This is a genomic window from Geomonas agri (genome assembly GCF_020179605.1).
Taxonomy (GTDB): Bacteria; Desulfobacterota; Desulfuromonadia; order Geobacterales; family Geobacteraceae; genus Geomonas; species Geomonas agri.
The window spans coordinates 1,136,078-1,154,357 of sequence record NZ_JAINZO010000002.1 but is presented as its reverse complement, the minus strand read 5'-3'; the positions used below and the strand labels follow the sequence as shown (position 1 = coordinate 1,154,357).

At 61.5% G+C, this 18,280-nt stretch carries 18 protein-coding genes and 1 pseudogene; 7 read left to right on the top strand and 12 right to left on the bottom strand.

What is annotated here, in order from left to right:
* Window positions 1-100: 100 nt before the first annotated feature.
* A complete protein-coding gene (locus K7R21_RS16410; RefSeq protein WP_224984352.1) occupies window positions 101-925 on the bottom strand; it encodes a nitroreductase family protein in 825 nt (274 codons plus the stop codon).
* A gap of 14 nt (window positions 926-939) precedes the next feature.
* A complete protein-coding gene (locus K7R21_RS16405) occupies window positions 940-1,575 on the bottom strand; it encodes a flavodoxin family protein (protein ID WP_224984351.1) in 636 nt (211 codons plus the stop codon).
* Between the two features lie 173 nt (window positions 1,576-1,748).
* On the opposite strand from K7R21_RS16405, the gene K7R21_RS16400 reads away from it, so the two are divergent.
* Window positions 1,749-2,111 carry a winged helix-turn-helix transcriptional regulator gene (locus K7R21_RS16400; protein WP_224984350.1) on the top strand — a complete coding sequence of 121 codons (363 nt, stop codon included), beginning with the start codon at window positions 1,749-1,751 and terminating at the stop codon, window positions 2,109-2,111.
* Between the two features lie 78 nt (window positions 2,112-2,189).
* On the opposite strand, the gene K7R21_RS16395 is transcribed toward K7R21_RS16400, so the two are convergent.
* The 3 genes from K7R21_RS16395 to K7R21_RS16385 all read right to left on the bottom strand — a co-directional run bounded on the left by K7R21_RS16395 (window position 2,190) and on the right by K7R21_RS16385 (window position 4,883).
* Window positions 2,190-3,083, bottom strand: coding sequence for a hypothetical protein (locus tag K7R21_RS16395; RefSeq protein WP_224984349.1), 894 nt, complete (start codon window positions 3,081-3,083; stop codon window positions 2,190-2,192).
* Window positions 3,084-3,377: 294 nt separating this feature from the next.
* On the bottom strand, window positions 3,378-4,619 hold the full coding sequence (locus K7R21_RS16390) for a Tll0287-like domain-containing protein (RefSeq protein ID WP_224984348.1): 1,242 nt from the start codon (window positions 4,617-4,619) through the stop codon (window positions 3,378-3,380).
* 117 nt (window positions 4,620-4,736) lie between these two features.
* A complete protein-coding gene (locus K7R21_RS16385; protein WP_224984347.1) occupies window positions 4,737-4,883 on the bottom strand; it encodes a hypothetical protein in 147 nt (48 codons plus the stop codon).
* A 379-nt stretch (window positions 4,884-5,262) separates the two neighbouring features.
* On the opposite strand from K7R21_RS16385, the pseudogene K7R21_RS16380 reads away from it, so the two are divergent.
* The 4 genes and pseudogenes from K7R21_RS16380 to K7R21_RS16365 form a co-directional block, all read left to right on the top strand.
* Window positions 5,263-5,445 (top strand): annotated as a pseudogene (locus K7R21_RS16380) (hypothetical protein); the annotation flags it as partial.
* A 71-nt stretch (window positions 5,446-5,516) separates the two neighbouring features.
* Window positions 5,517-5,852 (top strand): hypothetical protein, encoded by a 336-nt coding sequence (locus K7R21_RS16375; protein WP_224984346.1) that lies wholly within the window; start codon window positions 5,517-5,519, stop codon window positions 5,850-5,852.
* A gap of 116 nt (window positions 5,853-5,968) precedes the next feature.
* Complete coding sequence (gene pal, locus K7R21_RS16370) at window positions 5,969-6,565, top strand: peptidoglycan-associated lipoprotein Pal (RefSeq protein WP_224984345.1); 597 nt, start codon at window positions 5,969-5,971, stop codon at window positions 6,563-6,565.
* Between the two features lie 208 nt (window positions 6,566-6,773).
* Entirely contained in the window at window positions 6,774-8,492 is a 1,719-nt protein-coding gene (locus tag K7R21_RS16365; protein ID WP_224984344.1) for a tetratricopeptide repeat protein, read from the top strand.
* A 77-nt stretch (window positions 8,493-8,569) separates the two neighbouring features.
* On the opposite strand, the gene K7R21_RS16360 is transcribed toward K7R21_RS16365, so the two are convergent.
* Window positions 8,570-9,025, bottom strand: coding sequence for a DNA-binding protein (locus K7R21_RS16360; protein ID WP_224984343.1), 456 nt, complete (start codon window positions 9,023-9,025; stop codon window positions 8,570-8,572).
* Between the two features lie 269 nt (window positions 9,026-9,294).
* Here K7R21_RS16360 and K7R21_RS16355 point away from each other — a divergent pair, with 269 nt between their 5' ends.
* Window positions 9,295-10,299 carry an SDR family oxidoreductase gene (locus K7R21_RS16355; protein WP_224984342.1) on the top strand — a complete coding sequence of 335 codons (1,005 nt, stop codon included), beginning with the start codon at window positions 9,295-9,297 and terminating at the stop codon, window positions 10,297-10,299.
* A gap of 155 nt (window positions 10,300-10,454) precedes the next feature.
* Here K7R21_RS16355 and K7R21_RS16350 read toward each other — a convergent pair whose 3' ends face one another.
* Entirely contained in the window at window positions 10,455-11,192 is a 738-nt protein-coding gene (locus tag K7R21_RS16350) for a response regulator (protein ID WP_224984341.1), read from the bottom strand.
* Window positions 11,193-11,501: 309 nt separating this feature from the next.
* Here K7R21_RS16350 and K7R21_RS16345 point away from each other — a divergent pair, with 309 nt between their 5' ends.
* Entirely contained in the window at window positions 11,502-12,608 is a 1,107-nt protein-coding gene (locus K7R21_RS16345) for a DUF362 domain-containing protein (RefSeq protein ID WP_224984340.1), read from the top strand.
* A 71-nt stretch (window positions 12,609-12,679) separates the two neighbouring features.
* On the opposite strand, the gene K7R21_RS16340 is transcribed toward K7R21_RS16345, so the two are convergent.
* The 5 genes from K7R21_RS16340 to K7R21_RS16320 all read right to left on the bottom strand — a co-directional run bounded on the left by K7R21_RS16340 (window position 12,680) and on the right by K7R21_RS16320 (window position 18,262).
* On the bottom strand, window positions 12,680-14,050 hold the full coding sequence (locus tag K7R21_RS16340; RefSeq protein ID WP_224984339.1) for a sigma-54-dependent transcriptional regulator: 1,371 nt from the start codon (window positions 14,048-14,050) through the stop codon (window positions 12,680-12,682).
* A gap of 80 nt (window positions 14,051-14,130) precedes the next feature.
* Entirely contained in the window at window positions 14,131-15,612 is a 1,482-nt protein-coding gene (locus K7R21_RS16335) for a two-component system sensor histidine kinase NtrB (protein WP_224984338.1), read from the bottom strand.
* Window positions 15,613-15,795: 183 nt separating this feature from the next.
* On the bottom strand, window positions 15,796-16,419 hold the full coding sequence (locus tag K7R21_RS16330) for a type II secretion system protein (RefSeq protein WP_224984337.1): 624 nt from the start codon (window positions 16,417-16,419) through the stop codon (window positions 15,796-15,798).
* Complete coding sequence (locus K7R21_RS16325; RefSeq protein WP_224984336.1) at window positions 16,419-17,351, bottom strand: transketolase family protein; 933 nt, start codon at window positions 17,349-17,351, stop codon at window positions 16,419-16,421. The genes K7R21_RS16330 and K7R21_RS16325 overlap by 1 nt, the downstream gene beginning before the upstream one ends.
* Window positions 17,352-17,437: 86 nt before the next feature.
* Window positions 17,438-18,262, bottom strand: coding sequence for a transketolase (locus K7R21_RS16320; protein WP_224984335.1), 825 nt, complete (start codon window positions 18,260-18,262; stop codon window positions 17,438-17,440).
* Between the last annotated feature and the right edge of the window lie 18 nt (window positions 18,263-18,280).

Below are 18,280 nucleotides of genomic sequence, written 5' to 3'. Positions count from 1 at the left end.
TGTATTTGTTCCTTATATTCCTAGGACGATGTTTGCCACCACCCGCGGCACGCGCCCTAGCGTCCCCTTTGCGAAGGGGGGACAGGGGAAATTTGCCTTACTAAACCCGGTGGATCAGCGCGCCGCGGTGCTGAACGGTGCGGGCATACTGGACCGCCGGCTTGCCGAAGGCCATGCAGTAACCGAGGGTATGATCCTCCGGGATACCCAACGTTGCTTGCGCTTCCGGCACCAGGTCGGCAAGGGCGATCTTCGCCAATCCATCCCACACGGTCCCAACGCCGTTAGCCTGCGCGAAGAGCTCGAAGTAGCTGAGCGCGATGACGCAGTCCTGCATCGGACAGACGGACTTGTCGGAGACCGACGCCACCAACAGGTGCGGCGCGCCACGGAACAGCACGTCCACTCCCTGCTCCTCCCACAGCTTCACGAAATCGGCAAAGAAAGCAAGCTGTTCGGGGAGCGCGTTGTCCCGCACCAGGCGCTTTATGCCGGCCAGGAGTTCGTCGCGGAAGGCAGCCAGCTTGTCGCGGTCGTCGATGACGGTGAAACGCACCTGCCGAGTGTTCACGCCGGTCGGCGCGTGCCAGGCCACCTCGAGGAGCCGCTGCATCAGCTCCGGCTCCAGGTTCTCCGGCTTGTAGCGCCGTACCGAACGCCGCCCCTTCATCAGCGTTTCGAGCTTAGCCGCATCTGGGCGCCAATCGCCGGCCAGCGGCGTGCTCTCGGCCGGGTCGAGCCCCAGGATGGAGACCGCGCCGGTCGGGCAGACCGTGAAACAGTGCTGGCAGCGATAGCAGCCACCTTCCTTCTCCGGCGTGATCAGCGGAAACCCTTCTGCCGTGTCGATGACGTGGGCCGGACAGTCGGCAACGCACAGCCCACACCGGGTACATTTATCTTTGGCAATCTTGAAATCCAGCATCGCTTCTCTCCCGATTACCTGATGAAGTTGGTCATGACCTTGGCTTCACGCTCCGGCTCGGGCACCACGCCCTTGCCGTTTTCCAGAAGCCTCATGAGCCAGACGATCTTCCTGCCCAGAACGCGCATGATCTGCACCCCTTCCGCATCCTGCAGCGCCTCGCCCGGCACGCGGCCGTGGATCACGTTCCAGTAGTTGGAGGTAGCCAGTAGCATCTCGGAGTAGTTCAGGAAGTGGTTCAGCTCGTCGAAGGTGGTGACCCCACCCGAGCGGCGCACCGCCACGACCGCGGCTCCCACCTTGTGGCGCAACAACCCACCGTTCACCCCGGCAACGAAGAAAGCGCGATCCAGGAACGACTTCATGGTGCCGCCCACGCCAGAATAGTGCACCGGGGAACCGATGATGATGCCGTCAGCCCCTTTCATCTTCTGGACCCACTCGTTAACCTCGTCGTCCTTGATGGCGCACTGTTCGTTCTGGTTCTTCACACACTGATAACAGGCGACGCAGCCACGGATGGCCTTGTTACCCACGTGGACGATCTCGACCTCTACGCCCTCTTTCTCAAGCTCGGCGGCCGCGATCTTGATGGCATGGTACGTGTTCCCTTCCTTGTTGGGGCTGCCGTTGAATGCGACGACTTTCATATCTGCTCCTCCCGTTTGGCCGGTATAGGTGAACCGGGTACTTTTCTTTTTTTGACGGATGCGCTATATAGGACCATTAGTTCCCAAGCGTCAATAACGAACTTTTTCGAAACGTAGTATCTCTAACGAAACACAGTACCTTTTTAGTAACCATGGCAAAGGCGGGGAAGAGTATGCAGCAGGATCAAGCGGCAACGGAACTTATGACACTAAGGGACAGGGAGTACAAGTGCGGCATCGACGTGACGCTGGCGCTGGTCGGCGGCAAGTGGAAGGCGTCCATCCTCTGGCACCTGGCGCAGGAGACCATGCGCTTCTCCGACCTGCAGCGGCAGTTCTCAGATACTACGAGAAAGATGCTGACCCAACAGCTACGCGAGCTGGAGATGGACGGGCTGGTACACAGAAAGGTCTACCCGCAGGTCCCGCCTAAGGTCGAGTACTCCTTGACCGAGCAGGGACGGACCATCTTCCCCATCCTGGAATTGATGTGCGACTGGGGGCGCAACTACGCTCAAGCCGGCAGCCAGCCCTAGTCCTTGCGCAGCCGATGGAAAAGAAGAGCCCCTCCCGATACAGGGAGGGGCTCTTCTTTTCGCTAGCAATCTGCACTATCAGCGGCCGCGGCCTTCGTCTCTATCCGGCCCGCGTCCCGGGCCGCCTCCCCGCTCACCACCGCCGCCTCTTTCCATCCGATCCATTCTTTCCGGCATCCGTTCAGGCATTCGCTGCTCCTGGCGCTCCATGCGCTGCTCGTGCCTTTGCTCCATGCGCTGCTCATGCCTTGGTTCCACGCCCTGCGGCGGCCGCTGCTCCATTCTCATCGGCGCCTGTGCAGGAGGCGCAGCTGCCGGCCCTCTCATCACAGGGCGTTCCTGGCGGGGTGCCGGTGCCGCCGGGCGTTGTTCAACAGCCCTCATGTGTTGACGCACCGCGGGGTTGCGCGGTTCGTAGCGATAGCTTTCCCTGTTCAGGCGGCGCTGTTGATCTACGCCCGGGTAGCGGTCACCTGAGTAGCTACGCTGATAGGTCGGCAGCGGTGCCCGTCGCGGAGCCCTGCTGCGGTCCCAGCGGTCCCAGCCGTGACGACGATCTTCCCAACCGCGTCCCCAATGCTGGCCCCAGCGCGGCGGACGGTCCGGCCCCCAGCCCCGGAAATAGGGGGGCGGTTCGCGGTAATAACGTACCGGGACGCGCAGGATGTAGACCGGCACCACGTACGGGTCAACCAGCGCCCACGGGCCGTTGTACCAGGAGCTCGCATACCAGGCATCGTTCCAGAAGACCCAGTACATGCCGTCGTAGAAGAAGTAGTTGCCGTAGACGTTGGGTGCGTAATAGACAGGATAGCCCGGGATGGGTCTCAGATCAGGATACCCTCCCAGATTGATACCGATGCTTACGTTGGGAAGACCGATGCCTATGCCAACGCTGACCGAGGCTGTCGCAGATGTCGCCAGACAGAACACCAACCCCAGCACAATGAAGCCGTAACGCAATCTTCGCATGTCGTCCTCCATCTCTCAGTAGGTGTTGTAGGTAGCTCAAACGGCGCTTGCTTTGCTGTATGCGCCGCCTAACAGCATACCACAAACTGTCAGATGCACCCAAACCAGCGATGCCCCCCGTCCACTTCCTCGACGTGGTTAAAGGAAAGGAGACAGCCCTCACCGGCTGCAGCCAGGACCGGTACACCCCACCATTTACGGCAACCACGTGTTTTTCAGCGACCTGAACGATATCTACCTGGATGACATCGGCCAGCCCCGTCAAAGGAAAAGTCGGCCCTTGGGCCGGCGTTGTTAAAACTCCTCATCATCCTCACCCTCCAGCTCCCCCTGTTTTCCCGCCTTGCAGTGCTCCTCGAAACAGGAGGGGCAGATGCCATGACTGAACATGGCATCGGTATGCTCGGAGATATAGAGTTCCATCTGTTGCCAGATTTCCTCGTCCTTACGGATCTTCTTGCAGTAGGAACAAATCGGTATCACGCCCTCCAGGATACGCACCTTCGCCAGCGCAGCCTCCAACTGTTCCACCTTGGCCGCCAATTCCGCCTGGATCGCCTTACGATCAGCCACGTCCTGCTCCAGGGTCTGGTTCAGGTCCTGCAATTCCGCGGTCCTCTGCCGAACCTGCCCCACCAGCCCTTCCCTTTCCGCACGCAGGTGCCGGGAGAGATCGTTGAACGTGCCGGTCAGTTCCACCAACTCCCTGGCCCGCGACAGTTGGGGTATATCCTGCCCCAACCGGCTTTCATCCCGCAGGATCGCATCGGTGCGGTCACGCAACAAGCCTAGCGGGCGCAGCAGCATATCATCCATCAACAGGAACTGCAGCAAGGATGCCCCCCCCAGGATGGCGAGCAGCAGAACGGACAAGTGGAACGAGAGCCGATTTGCGCTGGCATAGGCCTGCTCCAGGGGAATCCGGATGGACACCGCCGAAACCAGCTCCCCTTCATGGCGGTTGAAGCTGCGCATGGGGCCATACTCCCGCACCAGGTCGGCAGGAGCCTTATCCGGGTTACTGTGACAGCGCAGGCAGTCTTTCTCCATGCTCTCGCCACGACGCATCACCACAAAGAAGGGCCTGCCGCCGATCCCCCTGATCCCGGACCGCGAATCCATCGCGGGATCCTTCTTCAGTTCCTCCAGAAAAGCGCGCTCGACCTCATCCGCCTCGTTAAGTGGGCTTCTGGCGTTGATCGCGCACTCCTTGTAGTAGTAATCCTTCTTGGAGAAAGCTTTGTTGTAGCCGTCGATCTCGCGCACCGCGTAGGTTGACGACATCCAGACCGGGTCGAAGTACTGCTCGGAACGATACCGGTCCGTAAGCTCGAAAAGTTTCGGCTTGAGCTGCTTCGAGAAGTAGCTGTGGATGGCGAGCTTGCTGTCGAGGATCAGCCGCGCCTTCTCCTGCGCCTCGACGAGAGCGGCATCGCGCTGCTGGTGGTTGACCGTCAGCACGATTGCGACCCCGACAACCAGGTAGGAAACCATGTAAACCGAAGCAAAAGCCTTTTTCGCGGAAAAGCTGCGCATTCCCACCTTCCTTTGGCTACCTCGCCATGCCCGCTGCCGTCCCCGTGAAGGTGCCGGCACCGTTGGCGTTGATCTTGCCGCCTGCCACCCCGTTGAACTGAACGTTAGCCATTCCGTTCACCACACCACTGTTGCCAAAGAAGTCGAGGCAGACCACTTGTTGCTGGTGGTGTCCCACTGCTTGATGCTGAAGGTGAGCGCGATGCCGGAAACGCCGTACCCGGTACCGGAGGTGGTCTGGTTCAGGGTGACGCTGCCGAGCACGGTTGTCCCTAAATAGGTGCCGCTGATGTTGTCCGTGGCGAAGAGTCGCGGCCGGCTGGTGGTGTCCCGCGCGAAGGACTATCGCGATGGGTAGAGTCAGCACAGCCACACTTTACGTCAGCGTGAATGATCTCCGTTTCCCTTCAGTGACCAGATAACCTGCCGAATAGCAGTACTTAGAACATTTCGGGACTAGCTTTGGAAACTTTAAAGGAAGCTGTCCCTTTAGGATTATCCGTAGCCGACACAGTCCACTCTCCCCTGATACAGGGTGAGACGTCATCGAGGATGGCCCCTACTGGACGAGATCCTGAAGCGGATCCGCCCGGACCGCCTCAAAAATGAGCGCAGGGCCCCGGTCAAGGTGAACAACCCCGTGCTGCACGAACTGCTTGACTGCACTGACGAAATGAAGGCTTTGATCAAGGGGAAGGCTGAGGTTGCACGGCTGAGAGAGCAGGCCATAGCCGATGGCATGACTACGCTGAAACAGGACGGGATACTGAAGTGTCTGCAGGGGCTGACTTACATCCACGAGGTGCGGCGAGTCTGCATCAAGTAGGTAGTTGTCTTTCCGATAGGGATAGGATATATATTGTTGTCTGGTACAACCTTTTCGGCACACAGTCATCCATGATCAAAAAGACTCTCAGCCATAAAAGCCTGTCGTTACTGGTCACCCTGGTAGGCTCGATCTGCGTCCTCGCGTTCGGGATGCGGGGACCGGACCTGTCGAGTCCGAACCAGCCCAAGCCGAAACCCCGCGCTTACATCGAGGAGCAGTTCAAGAAGTCGCACCAGGCCGTGGCCAAGAAGGCCCTGGATCACTTCCCGGCCGAACTGGCTCGGGTGTGCGAGCCGGTTGTCCACACCATCTTCCATACCACATATCCGCCCGTCTTCCGCGGCGTGGCGGCCTCCCCGCTTTTCTCCAACCGTTCCCGGGCGCCCCCTGCCCCCGCTGTCTGACACCCGCTACTTCGAAGCAACGTTTTCCGGTCACACAGTGAATGAACAGCGGGCCATTGCGTCCCGCACGCGCTCCGTCGCGTCAACAATCGATAAAAGCATAAAGGGAGGAATTCATGAAAAATACTCTGAAGCGGCTCGTGCCGGTTCTTTGCACAGGCGTACTCATCGCTAGCGGCTGCGCCAAGCAGCAGACCGTCAAGGCTGACCAAGCGGTCGCACCGTCCGCAACCACCCAGGCAGCCCCCGCCCCGACCCAGGCTCCTACCCCCGCCCAGCAGGCCGCGCCGGCAACCACCGCTCTGCCGTCCTCGACCATCAAGGCTGATTCGATCCAGTCGCAGCCCGCGCCGCTCACCAAGAATGAAGCCGCACTGGCCGGCGCTCTCGAAAAGATCTACTTCGACTTCGACTCCGACGTGCTGAGCGATGCCGCCAGGAAGACGCTGACCGAGAATTACGCGAAACTCAAGGCTATGCCTAACGTGAAGATCCGCATCGAGGGTAACTGCGACGAGCGCGGCTCCGACGAGTACAACCTCGCCCTGAGCGAGCGCCGTGCCCAGTCGGCGATGAAGTACCTGGTGTCCCTGGGAATTCCCGCCAGCCGCCTTTCCACCATCGGCTACGGTGAGGAGAAGCCCGCCGTTGCCGGCCACGACGAGGCCGCCTGGGCCAAGAACAGGCGCGACGAGTTCAGCATCAACAAGTAACCGAGAGGGGCCGCATGTCGGCCCCTCAACGTTTTAAGGTCATGACATGCACCACACGCCGCTACGCCGGCCCCTGCGGTCCGGCCTGGTCCTGCTCGCCTTTCTTTCAATGGGTTTTACCTGGGGGAGCAAGGACAAATGCACCGAAGCACTAGAAAACACCCAAAAAATCACCCCTGAAAGCCGTGTGTCCGACCGGGACCAGGCTGTGAAAAAAGTGCAGGCGCTATGCCCCGACGGCGGTGCCGCGCTTTATCTCAAAGGGGTTTCTCTCGAGGCGCAAGGGAAAAACGAGGACGCCGTTGCCGCATACCGCAACGCGGTTGCCAAAACCCCGAACTTCCTGCAGGCGAAGGGGCGCCTCGGGCTATTGCTGCTCACCAAGGGTAACCGCGAGGAGGCGTCCGTCCTCCTCTTCGATGCCGCCCGGCAGCAAGATGACCCGCGCTACGCCCGCGCCCTCGCCGACATTTTCCTGGAAGGGAAACTGTACGCGCTGGCGCTGGCCCAGTACCGGCAGGCGCAATCCGCCTTCGCAGGCGACGTCGCACTCCACCTCGGCATCGCCCGCAGCTACACCGGCCTTGGCGACCAGCAGCACGCCCTGGAGTCACTGCGGGAAGCGCTGCGCCTGGAACCGGACAACGTCACCGTTCACCTGGAACTGGCCGCCCTGTACCAGGATGGCAAGCTGTTCGATCAGGCTGCCGCTCACCTGCGCCAGGCGATCAGGGTGGCTCCCGCCAACGCCAATGCCCATTTCCGGCTGGCGCAGTTGCTCGAGGTGATGGGCAAGCGGGATGAGGCGGAACAGGAGTACGTGCTGGCAGGAGTGCAGCGCGCCGTCACCGTAGCTGACCACCTCAAGCGGGCGGCCAAGTACGAGGATGCCGGTGATTTCGCTCTGGCCGCCGCAGAGTACGGCTCGTTGCTGGTGAAGAACCCGGACACCGCGGGGGTGCGCGAGAAACTGGGGGACGCCCAACTGGCGGCCGGGCGGGATGCCGAAGCGCTCTCGGCCTACGAGGACGCCCTGCGCCGGAAGGAGGATTCCTCCCGGCTGCGCTACCACCTGGGCACCCTTTACGAGCGCAAAGGAGATCTCGACGAGGCAGTGGCCAACTTCGCGGCAGCGCTGCGGCTCGACCCTGGCAACAGCGACGCCCACAGGCGGCTGGCCGACATCCACGCCCTGCGCGGTGAGTTGGATGAGGCCATCGCTTCCTACCGGGAACTCGTGTCCCGGCAGACCGACAATCCCATCAACTACCTGAAACTCGCCCGACTGCTGGAGAAGCGACACGCGTACAAGGACGCCGCTGCCGCCTACGACAAGGCGCTCGCCCTCGACTCATCCAACAGCGAGGCCCATCGCAGCGTCGCGTTCTTGCTCCTGCGTATGAAACAGCCCGAACAGGCCGAACGGCACCTGCGCGACGCCCTGCAGATCGACCCGAGGAACTCGCAGGCGCGGGATGCTCTCATCTCGCTTCTTGTGAAGCAAAAGCGTTACGATGACACGGTCCTCGTCCTGGAAGAGGATGCTCGGCTCAATCCGCAAAGCGCCGACAGCCAGTACCGCCTCGGCGTCATCTACGCCTTCAAGCGGGAGGACGATAAAGCGTTCCGGCAGTTCGACGCTGCGCTCAAGCTCAAACCAGACCACGCCCGCGCCCTGAACGCAATGGGAAAGCTCTACCTCAAGGAGGGAGACCGCGACAAGGCGCGGGAGGCGTTCGCCGCAGCTAGAAAAGCCGATCCCGACATGCTGGAGCCCGTCGAACTGTGGAGCAAGCTAAGCGCGGATAGCAAGCACCATGTGAAAGCGCAGAAGTCCCGGTCGAGCAAGCCGGCTAAGAAGAAAAAATCGACCGTTAAAGAAAGAGACCGCAAGAAGAAGGGTGGGAAGCGGAGTTCGAAGCGGTAGCATCGCCCCAAGTCTCCAGACATGAAAAAGGAGGCGCGAACGCCTCGCGCCTCCTCCCGTTACCCTTGATGCGTGGATTACCTGCGCCACCCGGCCCACACCGGGGCACCCGACTGGTCGCGCAGTTGCAGCACAGCATCTCCCTTCTTGACTTCCGCGGCGATGATGGCCGGCTTTCCGTCGAAGGTCACCCTGGCCCCCTTCACCTCGACCGTATCTCCCTTCTCGATCTTGGTGTCGAGGCGCTCCAGGAACCAGGCCGGACCGAGGTGGACGGGAATGGCCTCCTGGCCGGTGCGCAGCAGCAGGTGTACGCCGTTTCCCGGCGCCTTCCTGCCCGACATCAGCTCCACCTTGACCACCTCGCCGCTCACCGTCTCGACCTTAGCCGGGTCGTAGAGCCGCTGGTAGGCCCCTTTCATGCCCCAGCCGCCGCTACCGCGCCACCCCTGCCAGGGCGCGGCCCAGGCCGATGCAGCGAGTGAGACGGCAAGCAGGGATGCCGCAACCATGGAGAGAATTCTTCTTTTCATAAGAAACCTCCTCGTGTGAGATTTATGAAGGATACCATGAAGTGCGGGACACCGTCTGCAGCTGCATGCGTAGCGGAAGCAAAGGCCCTACAGGTGGTTTCCTCCATTTCTCCCTGGTTCGCCCCCCTTCACATTTTTTCCTTCATCCCCTTCCTGACCCGTTTTTAGACCGCCCATGAAGTTAAAATTTTCATATCTGGTACTCTAATGGGCGCCGCATTCAACCAACGCAGAGTCACACCAGTCGTGGTGAGACGAAGGGGGCTACAGTGACGTCATCGGGAAAAAGGGTGGTTGTGATAACCGGCGCATCCGCGGGGGTTGGGCGCGCCACGGCGCACTCCTTCGCACGAGAGGGGGCGCGGATAGGGCTCTTCGCCAGGAACCAGGAACGCTTGGAGGCGGCCCGCGAGGAGGTGGAGCGGCTGGGGGGACAGGCGCTGGTGCTGGTCGGTGACGTGGCCAACCCGCAGCGTGTCGAGGAGGCCGCGGCGGAGGTGGAAAGAGAATTCGGCCCCATCGACGTCTGGGTCAATAACGCCATGACCTCGGTCTTCTCCTCATTTAAGGACATGACGCCCGAGGAGTTCAGGCGGGTAACCGAGGTGACGTATCTCGGGGCGGTGCACGGCACCATGGCGGCACTGAAGCGGATGCTGCCGCGCAACCGGGGCATGGTGATCCAGGTCGGCTCGGCGCTCTCGGACCGCAGCATTCCGCTGCAGTCTGCCTACTGCGGCGCCAAGCACGGCATGAGGGGCTTTACCGACTCGATCCGCTGCGAACTGATCCACGAGAAGAGCCGGGTGCACATCACCATGGTTCAGCTTCCCGCCATGAACACGCCACAGTTTGATTGGGTCGAGTCGCGGCTTCCCAACCGGCCGCAGCCGGTCCCCCCCATCTACCAGCCGGACGTCGCCGCGGACACCATCGTCTGGGCCTCGCACCACCGACGCCGTGAAATATACGTTGGGCTGCCTACGGTTAAGGCGATGTGGGGCAACAAGGTTTCGCGCGGCCTGCTCGACCTCTACCTCGGGCTCACCGGGTACAAGTCACAGCAGACCGACGAACCCGAGCGGCCCGATCGCTCTGGCAACCTCTGGCAAACGGTACCCGGCCCCTACACAGCGCACGGCCGCTTCGACGCCCGTTCCAAGGGGTTCAGCACACAGGTGTGGCTCTCGGAAAACAAGTGGGGACTGGGGGCGCTTTTGGCTGGTGGCCTCGCGGCCGGCGCGGTTCTCGCCAGGGTTAGGCGGAGAGGCTAACCGGGTTAAGAGAAGCCCTCACTCCTGCCCCTCTCCCGGAGGGCGAGGGGAAAAGGCCGGGGGTGCACACGGAGGGCTACGGAGATCCTGGGAAGGTAAGTGAAAGGGGGGACGGCTTTTTGCCGTCCCCCCTTATTTAGTCAACTCCTGCCTTGTTACTCTTTGCCCTTCTTGAAGTAGGCCAAGAACTCCTGGCGGGTGAGCCACTTCTTGCGCACCAAGTGCTCGATACTACGGCTCATGGCCTGGCGCTCGCCGTCCTTCATCTCTCCCTTGAGTAGCACGAAGAACGGGATGTTCCTCGTCTGCGGGTAGAGCCGGAAACGCTCCAGGAGCTCGAAAGCGGCCTGGTCAGGGAGCATCAGCGCGCAGAACATCATGTAGGGGTGGATGATGGTGCCCAGGGCCACCGCCTCCTTGCCGGTATAGGCGTTAACGACTTCAAAGCCGAGCTTGGTGATGGCGTGCTGTACCTGCTCCTCACCTTTGCGAGTTACCAGCATCACCTGCAGGTCGTAGTCGTCCGACTCGTCCGTAAGCCCCAGTTGATTCAGTTTCCTGGTCATGTAGGCGGTGTCGATGGGGAGGGTGAAAAAGCCCGCTACCGGGAAGACAGCGCCGACCTGGCCGATTTCGCTCAGGTACATGGGAAGGATCGGGATCTCGCGCGTCGCCGGGTTCTCCTTCAGGGCAAGCAGCACGCCCCAGCCGTCGTCGGACCAAGGGGAGAGATCCAGCAGGATCGCCCGCGGTGTGCACCCCGAGAGTTCGCCCACCTTGGCCGTCCTGGCGCGATGCCCCCCTTCCGCAAGGTAGCTGCAGACGATGGCGCCGCGCTCCACTCGCTCGCCCAGTCCCATGATCCAAAGTTCTCGCTCGTCACATTCGATCATCGGTGCTCCTTTATCGTTCCCGGAGTCCCTCTCCGGCTGGTTGACATGGCAGGAGAGACGGCTTCGGGGGCCGAATTTTTAATGGTTTGCGGGCCGTCGCCGCGCCGGGAAGTGCTAGTCGCCGGTGGCCGTGATCCCGCTCCTGCAGCGTCGTTTCCGCTCATCCCCAATGCAGTACGCTGAGAATTTTTAATAAATAACATATTTTATCGACAGAGCAAGAAAAAGTTACGTGCTGTTGATCTGGCCGACGATATGTGATACCAATCGCAGGTGTTTTATTGGCATTGCCGAAAGGAGGGGAAGTTTATGAAGAGCAAGGTGTTTTTTGCGGACATGAGGGCGGGGGCGAAGGAGAACCTGTTCGGTAAGATAGGGCGCCTGATGCAGCAGGCCGGCCTGGCGCAGAGTGTCGCCGCGGGGGACCTGGTTGCCGTGAAGGTCCACTTCGGCGAGCGGGGCAACCATACCTTCATCCGCCCCATCTTCCTGCGCCGCGTGGTCGACGAGGTCAAGGCGTTGGACGGGAAGCCGTTTTTGACCGACTCATCCACCCTCTATCCGGGCGAGCGCAAGGAGGCGGTCTCCGCCCTGGCCTGCGCCGTCGAAAACGGCTTCGCCTACGCCGTGGTCAACGCGCCCCTCATCATGTGCGACGGGCTGAAGGGACACAACGCCCGGGACGTGCAAGTTGACGGCGAGATACTGAAGACGGTGAACATCGGCGCGGAGATCCTGGAAGCGGATGCCCTCATCGCCGTCTCTCATTTCAAGTGCCACGAACTGACCGGCTTCGGCGGCACCCTGAAAAACCTTGGCATGGGATGCTCCAGCCGCACCGGGAAGATGCAGCAGCACTCGACCGTGGCGCCCAAGGTAGCGGAGCGTTTCTGCAACGGCTGCAGCGTTTGCCTGAAGTCCTGCGCTCATGCCGCCATCACCATCATCGAGGGAAAGGCCCAAATCGATCCTGCCGCCTGCGTCGGTTGCAGCCGTTGCATCACCGCGTGCCAGCGTAAGGCGATCAACATCCAGTGGAACGAAAGCGCGTCGCTGGTTATGCGCAAGATGGCTGAGTACGCCAAGGGAGCCCTTTACGGCAAACAGGGCAAGACCCTGTTCCTGAACTTCATTACCCAGGTGTCGCCTGCCTGCGACTGCTACGGCCACGCCGACGCCCCCATCGTTAACGACATCGGCATCTGCGCCTCGGCCGACCCGGTGGCGCTGGACCAGGCCTGCGCCGACCTGGTCAACAACGCCCGCGGCAACCAGGACACCGCGCTCGCCAGCGGCCACGAGCCCGGCGGCGACAAATTCCGCGGCGTCCACCCCGAAATCGACTGGGAAGTGCAGTTGGAGCACGCCGAGAAAATCGGCATCGGCACCAGGGCATACGAACTGGTGAGAATCTAGGGACACGAAGAAGCCCCGGCAGATGACTCTGCCGGGGCTTTTTGTTTCGCGTACTCGATTGCGGCGGGTTCCTACTTGAGGAAGCCGAATTTCTTCATACGGTAGCGGAACGCATCGATGCCGAGGTTCAGCTTCTTGGCCGCCTTGGACTGGTTCCAGTCGGTAATTTCCAGGGACTGCTTGATCAGCTCGCGCTCCACCTCCTCAATATCGATCCCCTCGGGAGGGAGCTTGAAGGTGGTGAGCGGTACGGTAACCTGCGAGGCCTTGGCGACGATCTCCAGCGGCAGGTTCTCCAGGAGCAGGTTCTCGTCGTTGCCCAGGATGATGGCGCGTTCGATGACGTTCTTCAGCTCGCGGATGTTGCCGGGCCAGTTGTACTCGACCAGAAGCTTCTCAGCCATGCTGGAGATCCCTTTGGTCGGCTTGCCGAACTCCTTGGAAAAGAGTTCGATGAAGTGGTTGGCCAGCACCAGGATGTCCTCTTTACGCTCACGCAGGGCGGGTAGGAAGATAGGGATCACCTGGAGCCGGTAGTACAGGTCGTTCCTGAAGGTCTTCTCCTCGATTGCCTTTAACAGGTCCTTGTTGGTCGCGGAGATGATCCTCACGTCGACGGGGGTCACCTTCGCGCTGCCGATGCGACGGAGGGTGCGGTCCTCGAGGAAACGCAGCAGCTTGGCCTGCATGCCGATCTCCATATCCCCGATCTCGTCCAGGAACACGGTGCCTCCGTCGGCCAGTTCGAAGAGTCCCTTCTTGGAGGTCTTGGCATCGGTGAAGGCGCCCTTCTCGTGACCGAAGAGTTCGCTCTCCAGGAGGGTCGAGGGGACGGCGGCGCAGTTTATGGCGACGAAAGGCTTGTCGGCGCGGGCCGATTCGTAGTGGATGTATTTTGCCACCAGCTCCTTGCCGGTACCCGACTCTCCCTGCACCAGTACGGTAGTGGCATCACTCTTGGCCACCTTGGCCATCATCTCCAGCACGTTTTTCATGTGCTTGGAACTGCCCAAGATCTTGGGCGGCCCCTGCTTCTTATGCTCGCTGCGAAGCTGCACCACCTCGCGGCGTAGCTCGGAGGTCTCCAGGGCCTTCCTGACCACCAACGCCATCTCGTCCAGGTTGAAGGGCTTGTTGATGTAGTCGTAGGCCCCGTGGCGCATGGTGTTCACTGCGGTCTCCAGGCCTCCCTGGGCGGTCACCATGATCACCAGGATCTCTTCGTCGATCTCCTTCAGCCGCTGCAGCACCTCCAGGCCGTTTATGCCGGGGAGATGGTAGTCCAGCAGCACCAACTCCGGCTGCTCGTCCCGGGCGATCCTGAGCGCGTCCTCGCCAGTCCCTGCGGTGCAGACCTCGTAGCCTTGCTTCTTGAGGTTCTGCTCCAGTGACCAGCGGATCAGGTGCTCGTCGTCGACGACCATTATTTTCGCTCTGCGCATGGCGGCTCCTTAGGATGTGGTGTTGGGCCCGCTGGCGCGGGGTGGTCGGGGTCTGCCGTACTGCATGGTGCAGCGATGGTTTAACCGATGATGCTGCTACTCAACTGTTCCTTCTCCATCTCTTCCTGGGTCGGGCAGTAGGCCGGTAGTTCAACCGAGAAGGTGGTGCCGACGCCATCCTGGCTGACGCAGGAAAGACGTCCGCCGTGCTGCTCGATGAGACGATGGCTGATGGCCAGGCCAAGGCCGGTACCCTGGGCCTTGGTGGTGAAGAACGGGGTGAAGATCTTTTCCAGGATCTGCGGCGGGATGCCCGGTCCGGTGTCGTTCACCTGCACCCGCACCATGTCCATGCCATCCACGTTGGCCAGCGAGCTGGACACGGTGAGGACCCCGCCCGACTGCATCGCCTGCACCGCGTTCAGGAATAGGTTCAGGAACACCTGCTGGATCTGCTTGGGATCGACGTAGACCGGGGGCAGATCCTCGGCGAGCTCCAGCTTCTTCTCGATATTCTTGCCGCCGCGATGCTGCGACGCGAAGATCAGGATCTTCTTCAGGGCACTGTTGATGTCGGTGCAGGTCGGCTCCGCAACGGTCGGCTTGCCGAAGAAGAGCAGGTCGTTGACCGTCTTGTCCAGCCGGGAAATCTGCTCCAGCACCTCGCCGATGATCAGGGTGCGGCCATCCTCGGGGGCGAAGTCATCCTTCAATACCGTTATGGCGGCGGCGATCCCGGTGAGCGGGTTCTTGATCTCGTGAGCAATGCCTGCCGCCATCTCCCCGACCGAGGCCAGCCGATCGGCGCGCTCCATCTGCTGGAAGTGGTAGGTCTCCAGCTCCTTCTTGGCCCGGTCCAACCGGTCCACCATGGAGTCGAAGGAGACAATCAGACGCCCGATCTCGTCCTTGCCTTCCGGGGTCATGCGCACGGAGAGGTCGCCCGCCTCGACGCGGGCCATGTTCTTGGCCAGCTGGTGCAGCGGTTTCTTGACGAACTTCAGCATCACCAGCGAGATGGCCAGCGACAGGAACCCGATGATGGCGACGGTGGACATGACGAAGAGCTTAGTCAGCTCGACGATGCGCCGCCTGGTCTCCACCAACGAGTAGTCCACGTTCAACAGGCCGATGATGCGGCTCTTGGCACCGTGGCACAGGTTGCACTGGCGGTTGTTGTAAATGGGCTTCACCATGCCGAGCACTTCGCCTTGCCCCTCCAGGGTGAACACCCCCTCGCGCTTGTTATCCAGGAAAAGTTTGAAGTCGTGCTGGTCAACGATGCGCCCAATCTCGGAGGCCTGGGAGGACTTCAGGATGACGCCGTGGGGATGGAAGATGCGCACGCCCACCAGGTTCTCGCTTTGCCCCACCATCTCTAGGATCACTTTCACGTCCTCGGTGTTGCCGTGGCGCATGGAGTTGTACAGGGAGCGTTCGATGGTGTCGAGCAGAAGCTCGCTGGATTCACGGGCGGAGTTGACAAGCTGCATCTGCTCGCGCCGCAGCGTCAGGAAGGCGAAGGTCCCGATGCCGAACACGAGCAGGCAGATGGAAAGCACGATAACCCGCGATGTGAGACTCTTGAAAATCAGGGTGCCTCCGGTTTCGGGTGCTGCTCCCCCTCCGCGAGGGGGCCATCTGCAGCCTGGGGATGGTGATTTCCTCTGTTGAACCGAGACCTTCTGGCCCCGGATGTATCTTCCGAACTGTCCGAGGAGCCCGACGTGGTCGAGCTACTCAAGCTACCGGGGGGCACCCTGAGTGCCTGCCGGCAGCGGGTTCGGGCTGCTGTTCGTCTTTAGCCCCTGTATCGCCCCACCGGTCCTGGAATCTGGCGGTAGATGGTTATAAACGAATTCCCACTCGCTGTACTTTTTCTTCTTTTCAAAATCGGCAGGAGGAAGGTCGAAAGGGAAGTTCCCCTGCTTGACCGGAGCCAACTCGCTTTTGGACTTGACGCCGATAATTTTCCCTTTGTCCCTGATTTCGTCCCATTCCTTGCCGGTAATCGGATCGACCAGGCAATAAGGTCTCAGGTAGCGCAGTTTTCCCGGCGTATTTGGATCCTGAAGCAACGACTTGAGTTCAGGAGGACCCGCCCCCTGCCCTTCGGCGACAGCGGCTGGGGCAGTGCCGGTCACAGTCTGGCTCGACACCAGCTTGCCGTCCACGACCTTGACCTTGTACCACTTGCGCAGGGCGTCCCGGATCTGGGTGCCGCGGGAGAGCAGTTCATCCTCCCGCTCGCGCTTCATGGCGGTACTCCAGACCACGGCGGCGCGGCTGGCCATGATGCCGACGATGATGGCCATGACCAGCGCGCCTATGTAGGTGAAGCCTCCGTTTGACCGGAGCACCCTTGGCATTATTTCTTCCTCGAAACGATCTCCCTGGCCTCTTCGATGAGGGTTTCGGCATTGAGCCCGAAATACTTGAGCAGCTCGTCGGATTTGCCGGAGGTGCCGAAGCGGTCGTAGACCCCCACCCTTTTCATCAGGGTCGGGCAGGTCTCGGCCAGGAACTCGGCAACCGCGCCGCCTAGGCCGCCCACGACGGAATGCTCCTCGGCGGTGACGATGGCGCCGGTCTCCTCGGCTGCCTGGAGCACCACCTCCTTGTCCAGCGGCTTGATGGTGCCGATGTGCAGCACGCGCGCAGAGATCCCTTCAGCCTTCAGCTTCTCGGCGGCGGTGACCGCTGCCGCGGTCATGAGCCCCGTGGTAATGAAGGTGAGGTCGGTACCCGGTACCACGACCACGCCCTTGCCGATCTCGAACTTGTGCCCGGCCGGGAACACGCTGGGCACTTTGTTGCGGCCCAGGCGAACGTATACCGGTCCCTTGTAAGCGGCGGCGGCGCGGATGGCCCCCTTGGTCTCCTCGCCGTCGGCGGGGACGATGACGGTCATGTTGGGGATGGCGCGCATGATGGCGACGTCCTCGACCGACTGATGCGAGCCACCGTCCTCACCAACGGTGACCCCGCCGTGGGTGGCTACGATCTTCACGTTGGCTTTGGGGTAGGCGACCGATTGGCGGATCTGCTCCCAGCCGCGACCGGCAGCGAAGATGGCGAAGGTGGAGAGGAACGGAACCTTCCCTACCGCGGCAAGCCCTGCTGCGGTGCCCACCATGTTGGCCTCGGCAATACCCATGTTGAAGAAGCGGTTCGGGAATTTCTTGGCGAACACGCCGGTCTTGGTGGACCCGGAGAGGTCCGCGTCAAGCACCACTATCTTATCGTTCTCGCCCCCCAGCTCGGCCAGCGCCTCGCCGTAAGCGTCCCTCGTTGCGATCATAGTCATATCCTTTCGTTAAGGCGCCCGGTGACAGGTCGGTTCCCGGTTTGTACCAGTCCCAGCCCCCAGTCCCTGGCCCCTGATTATTAGTCGCAGCACCCCAGGCACCTGAGCGCCTCGGGAAGCTCGTCGTCGTTGGGGGTGACGCCATGGTAGGAGGCCTTGTTCTCGAACAGGTGCACCCCTTTGCCCTTGACGGTCTTGGCGACGATGGCGGTCGGAGCCCCCTTGTGCGCCTCGGCCTGGTCCAGGGCGTCCACGATCTGGCGCATGTCATGCCCGTCGATCTCGATCACGTTCCAGCCAAAGGCCTTGAACTTGTCGGAGATGGAGGAGACGTTCATGACCTTGGAGACGTCGCCGTCGATCTGCAGGCCGTTGGAGTCGATCAGGGCGCACAGGTTGTCGCTCTTGTAGTGAGCGGCGGCCATGGCGGCCTCCCAGATCTGCCCTTCCTGCAGCTCGCCGTCGCCGAGCACCGCGTAGACCCGGTTCTCCTTGCCGTCCAGCTTGAGGCCGAGCGCCATGCCGTTGGCCATGGAAAGCCCCTGCCCGAGGCTGCCGGTGCAGACGTCCACGCCCGGGGTCCCCTTGCTGTCCGGGTGCCCCTGCAGGTGGCTACCCAGGCGACGCAGCATCATCAGGTCCTCCGCCGGGAAGTAGCCGCACTCGGCCAGGGTCACGTAGAGCGCCGGCGCCGCGTGGCCCTTACTGAGCACGAAGCGGTCCCTGCCGTCCCAGGCGGGGTCGGCGGGGTTGTGGCGCATCTTGTGGAAGTACAGCGCGCACACCATGTCGATGGCGGAGAGCGAGCCGCCGGTGTGGCCCGACTGCGACTTGTGCAGCGTCTTCACGATGGCGACGCGCAGGCGCCTCGCCTTTTCTTCCAGATCTGCAATCTTTTCTTTCACGAAGGTTCCTTTCAGGCT

Bases quoted from the DNA above. Each gene is read 5' to 3' on its own strand.
- K7R21_RS16410 (WP_224984352.1), bottom strand. From the start codon at position 925: ATGCTGGATTTCAAGATTGCCAAAGATAAATGTACCCGGTGTGGGCTG.
- K7R21_RS16405 (WP_224984351.1), bottom strand. From the start codon at position 1,575: ATGAAAGTCGTCGCATTCAACGGCAGCCCCAACAAGGAAGGGAACACG.
- K7R21_RS16400 (WP_224984350.1), top strand. From the start codon at position 1,749: ATGCAGCAGGATCAAGCGGCAACGGAACTTATGACACTAAGGGACAGG.
- K7R21_RS16395 (WP_224984349.1), bottom strand. From the start codon at position 3,083: ATGCGAAGATTGCGTTACGGCTTCATTGTGCTGGGGTTGGTGTTCTGT.
- K7R21_RS16390 (WP_224984348.1), bottom strand. From the start codon at position 4,619: ATGCGCAGCTTTTCCGCGAAAAAGGCTTTTGCTTCGGTTTACATGGTT.
- K7R21_RS16375 (WP_224984346.1), top strand. From the start codon at position 5,517: ATGATCAAAAAGACTCTCAGCCATAAAAGCCTGTCGTTACTGGTCACC.
- pal (WP_224984345.1), top strand. From the start codon at position 5,969: ATGAAAAATACTCTGAAGCGGCTCGTGCCGGTTCTTTGCACAGGCGTA.
- K7R21_RS16360 (WP_224984343.1), bottom strand. From the start codon at position 9,025: ATGAAAAGAAGAATTCTCTCCATGGTTGCGGCATCCCTGCTTGCCGTC.
- K7R21_RS16350 (WP_224984341.1), bottom strand. From the start codon at position 11,192: ATGATCGAATGTGACGAGCGAGAACTTTGGATCATGGGACTGGGCGAG.
- K7R21_RS16345 (WP_224984340.1), top strand. From the start codon at position 11,502: ATGAAGAGCAAGGTGTTTTTTGCGGACATGAGGGCGGGGGCGAAGGAG.
- K7R21_RS16340 (WP_224984339.1), bottom strand. From the start codon at position 14,050: ATGCGCAGAGCGAAAATAATGGTCGTCGACGACGAGCACCTGATCCGC.
- K7R21_RS16330 (WP_224984337.1), bottom strand. From the start codon at position 16,419: ATGCCAAGGGTGCTCCGGTCAAACGGAGGCTTCACCTACATAGGCGCG.
- K7R21_RS16325 (WP_224984336.1), bottom strand. From the start codon at position 17,351: ATGATCGCAACGAGGGACGCTTACGGCGAGGCGCTGGCCGAGCTGGGG.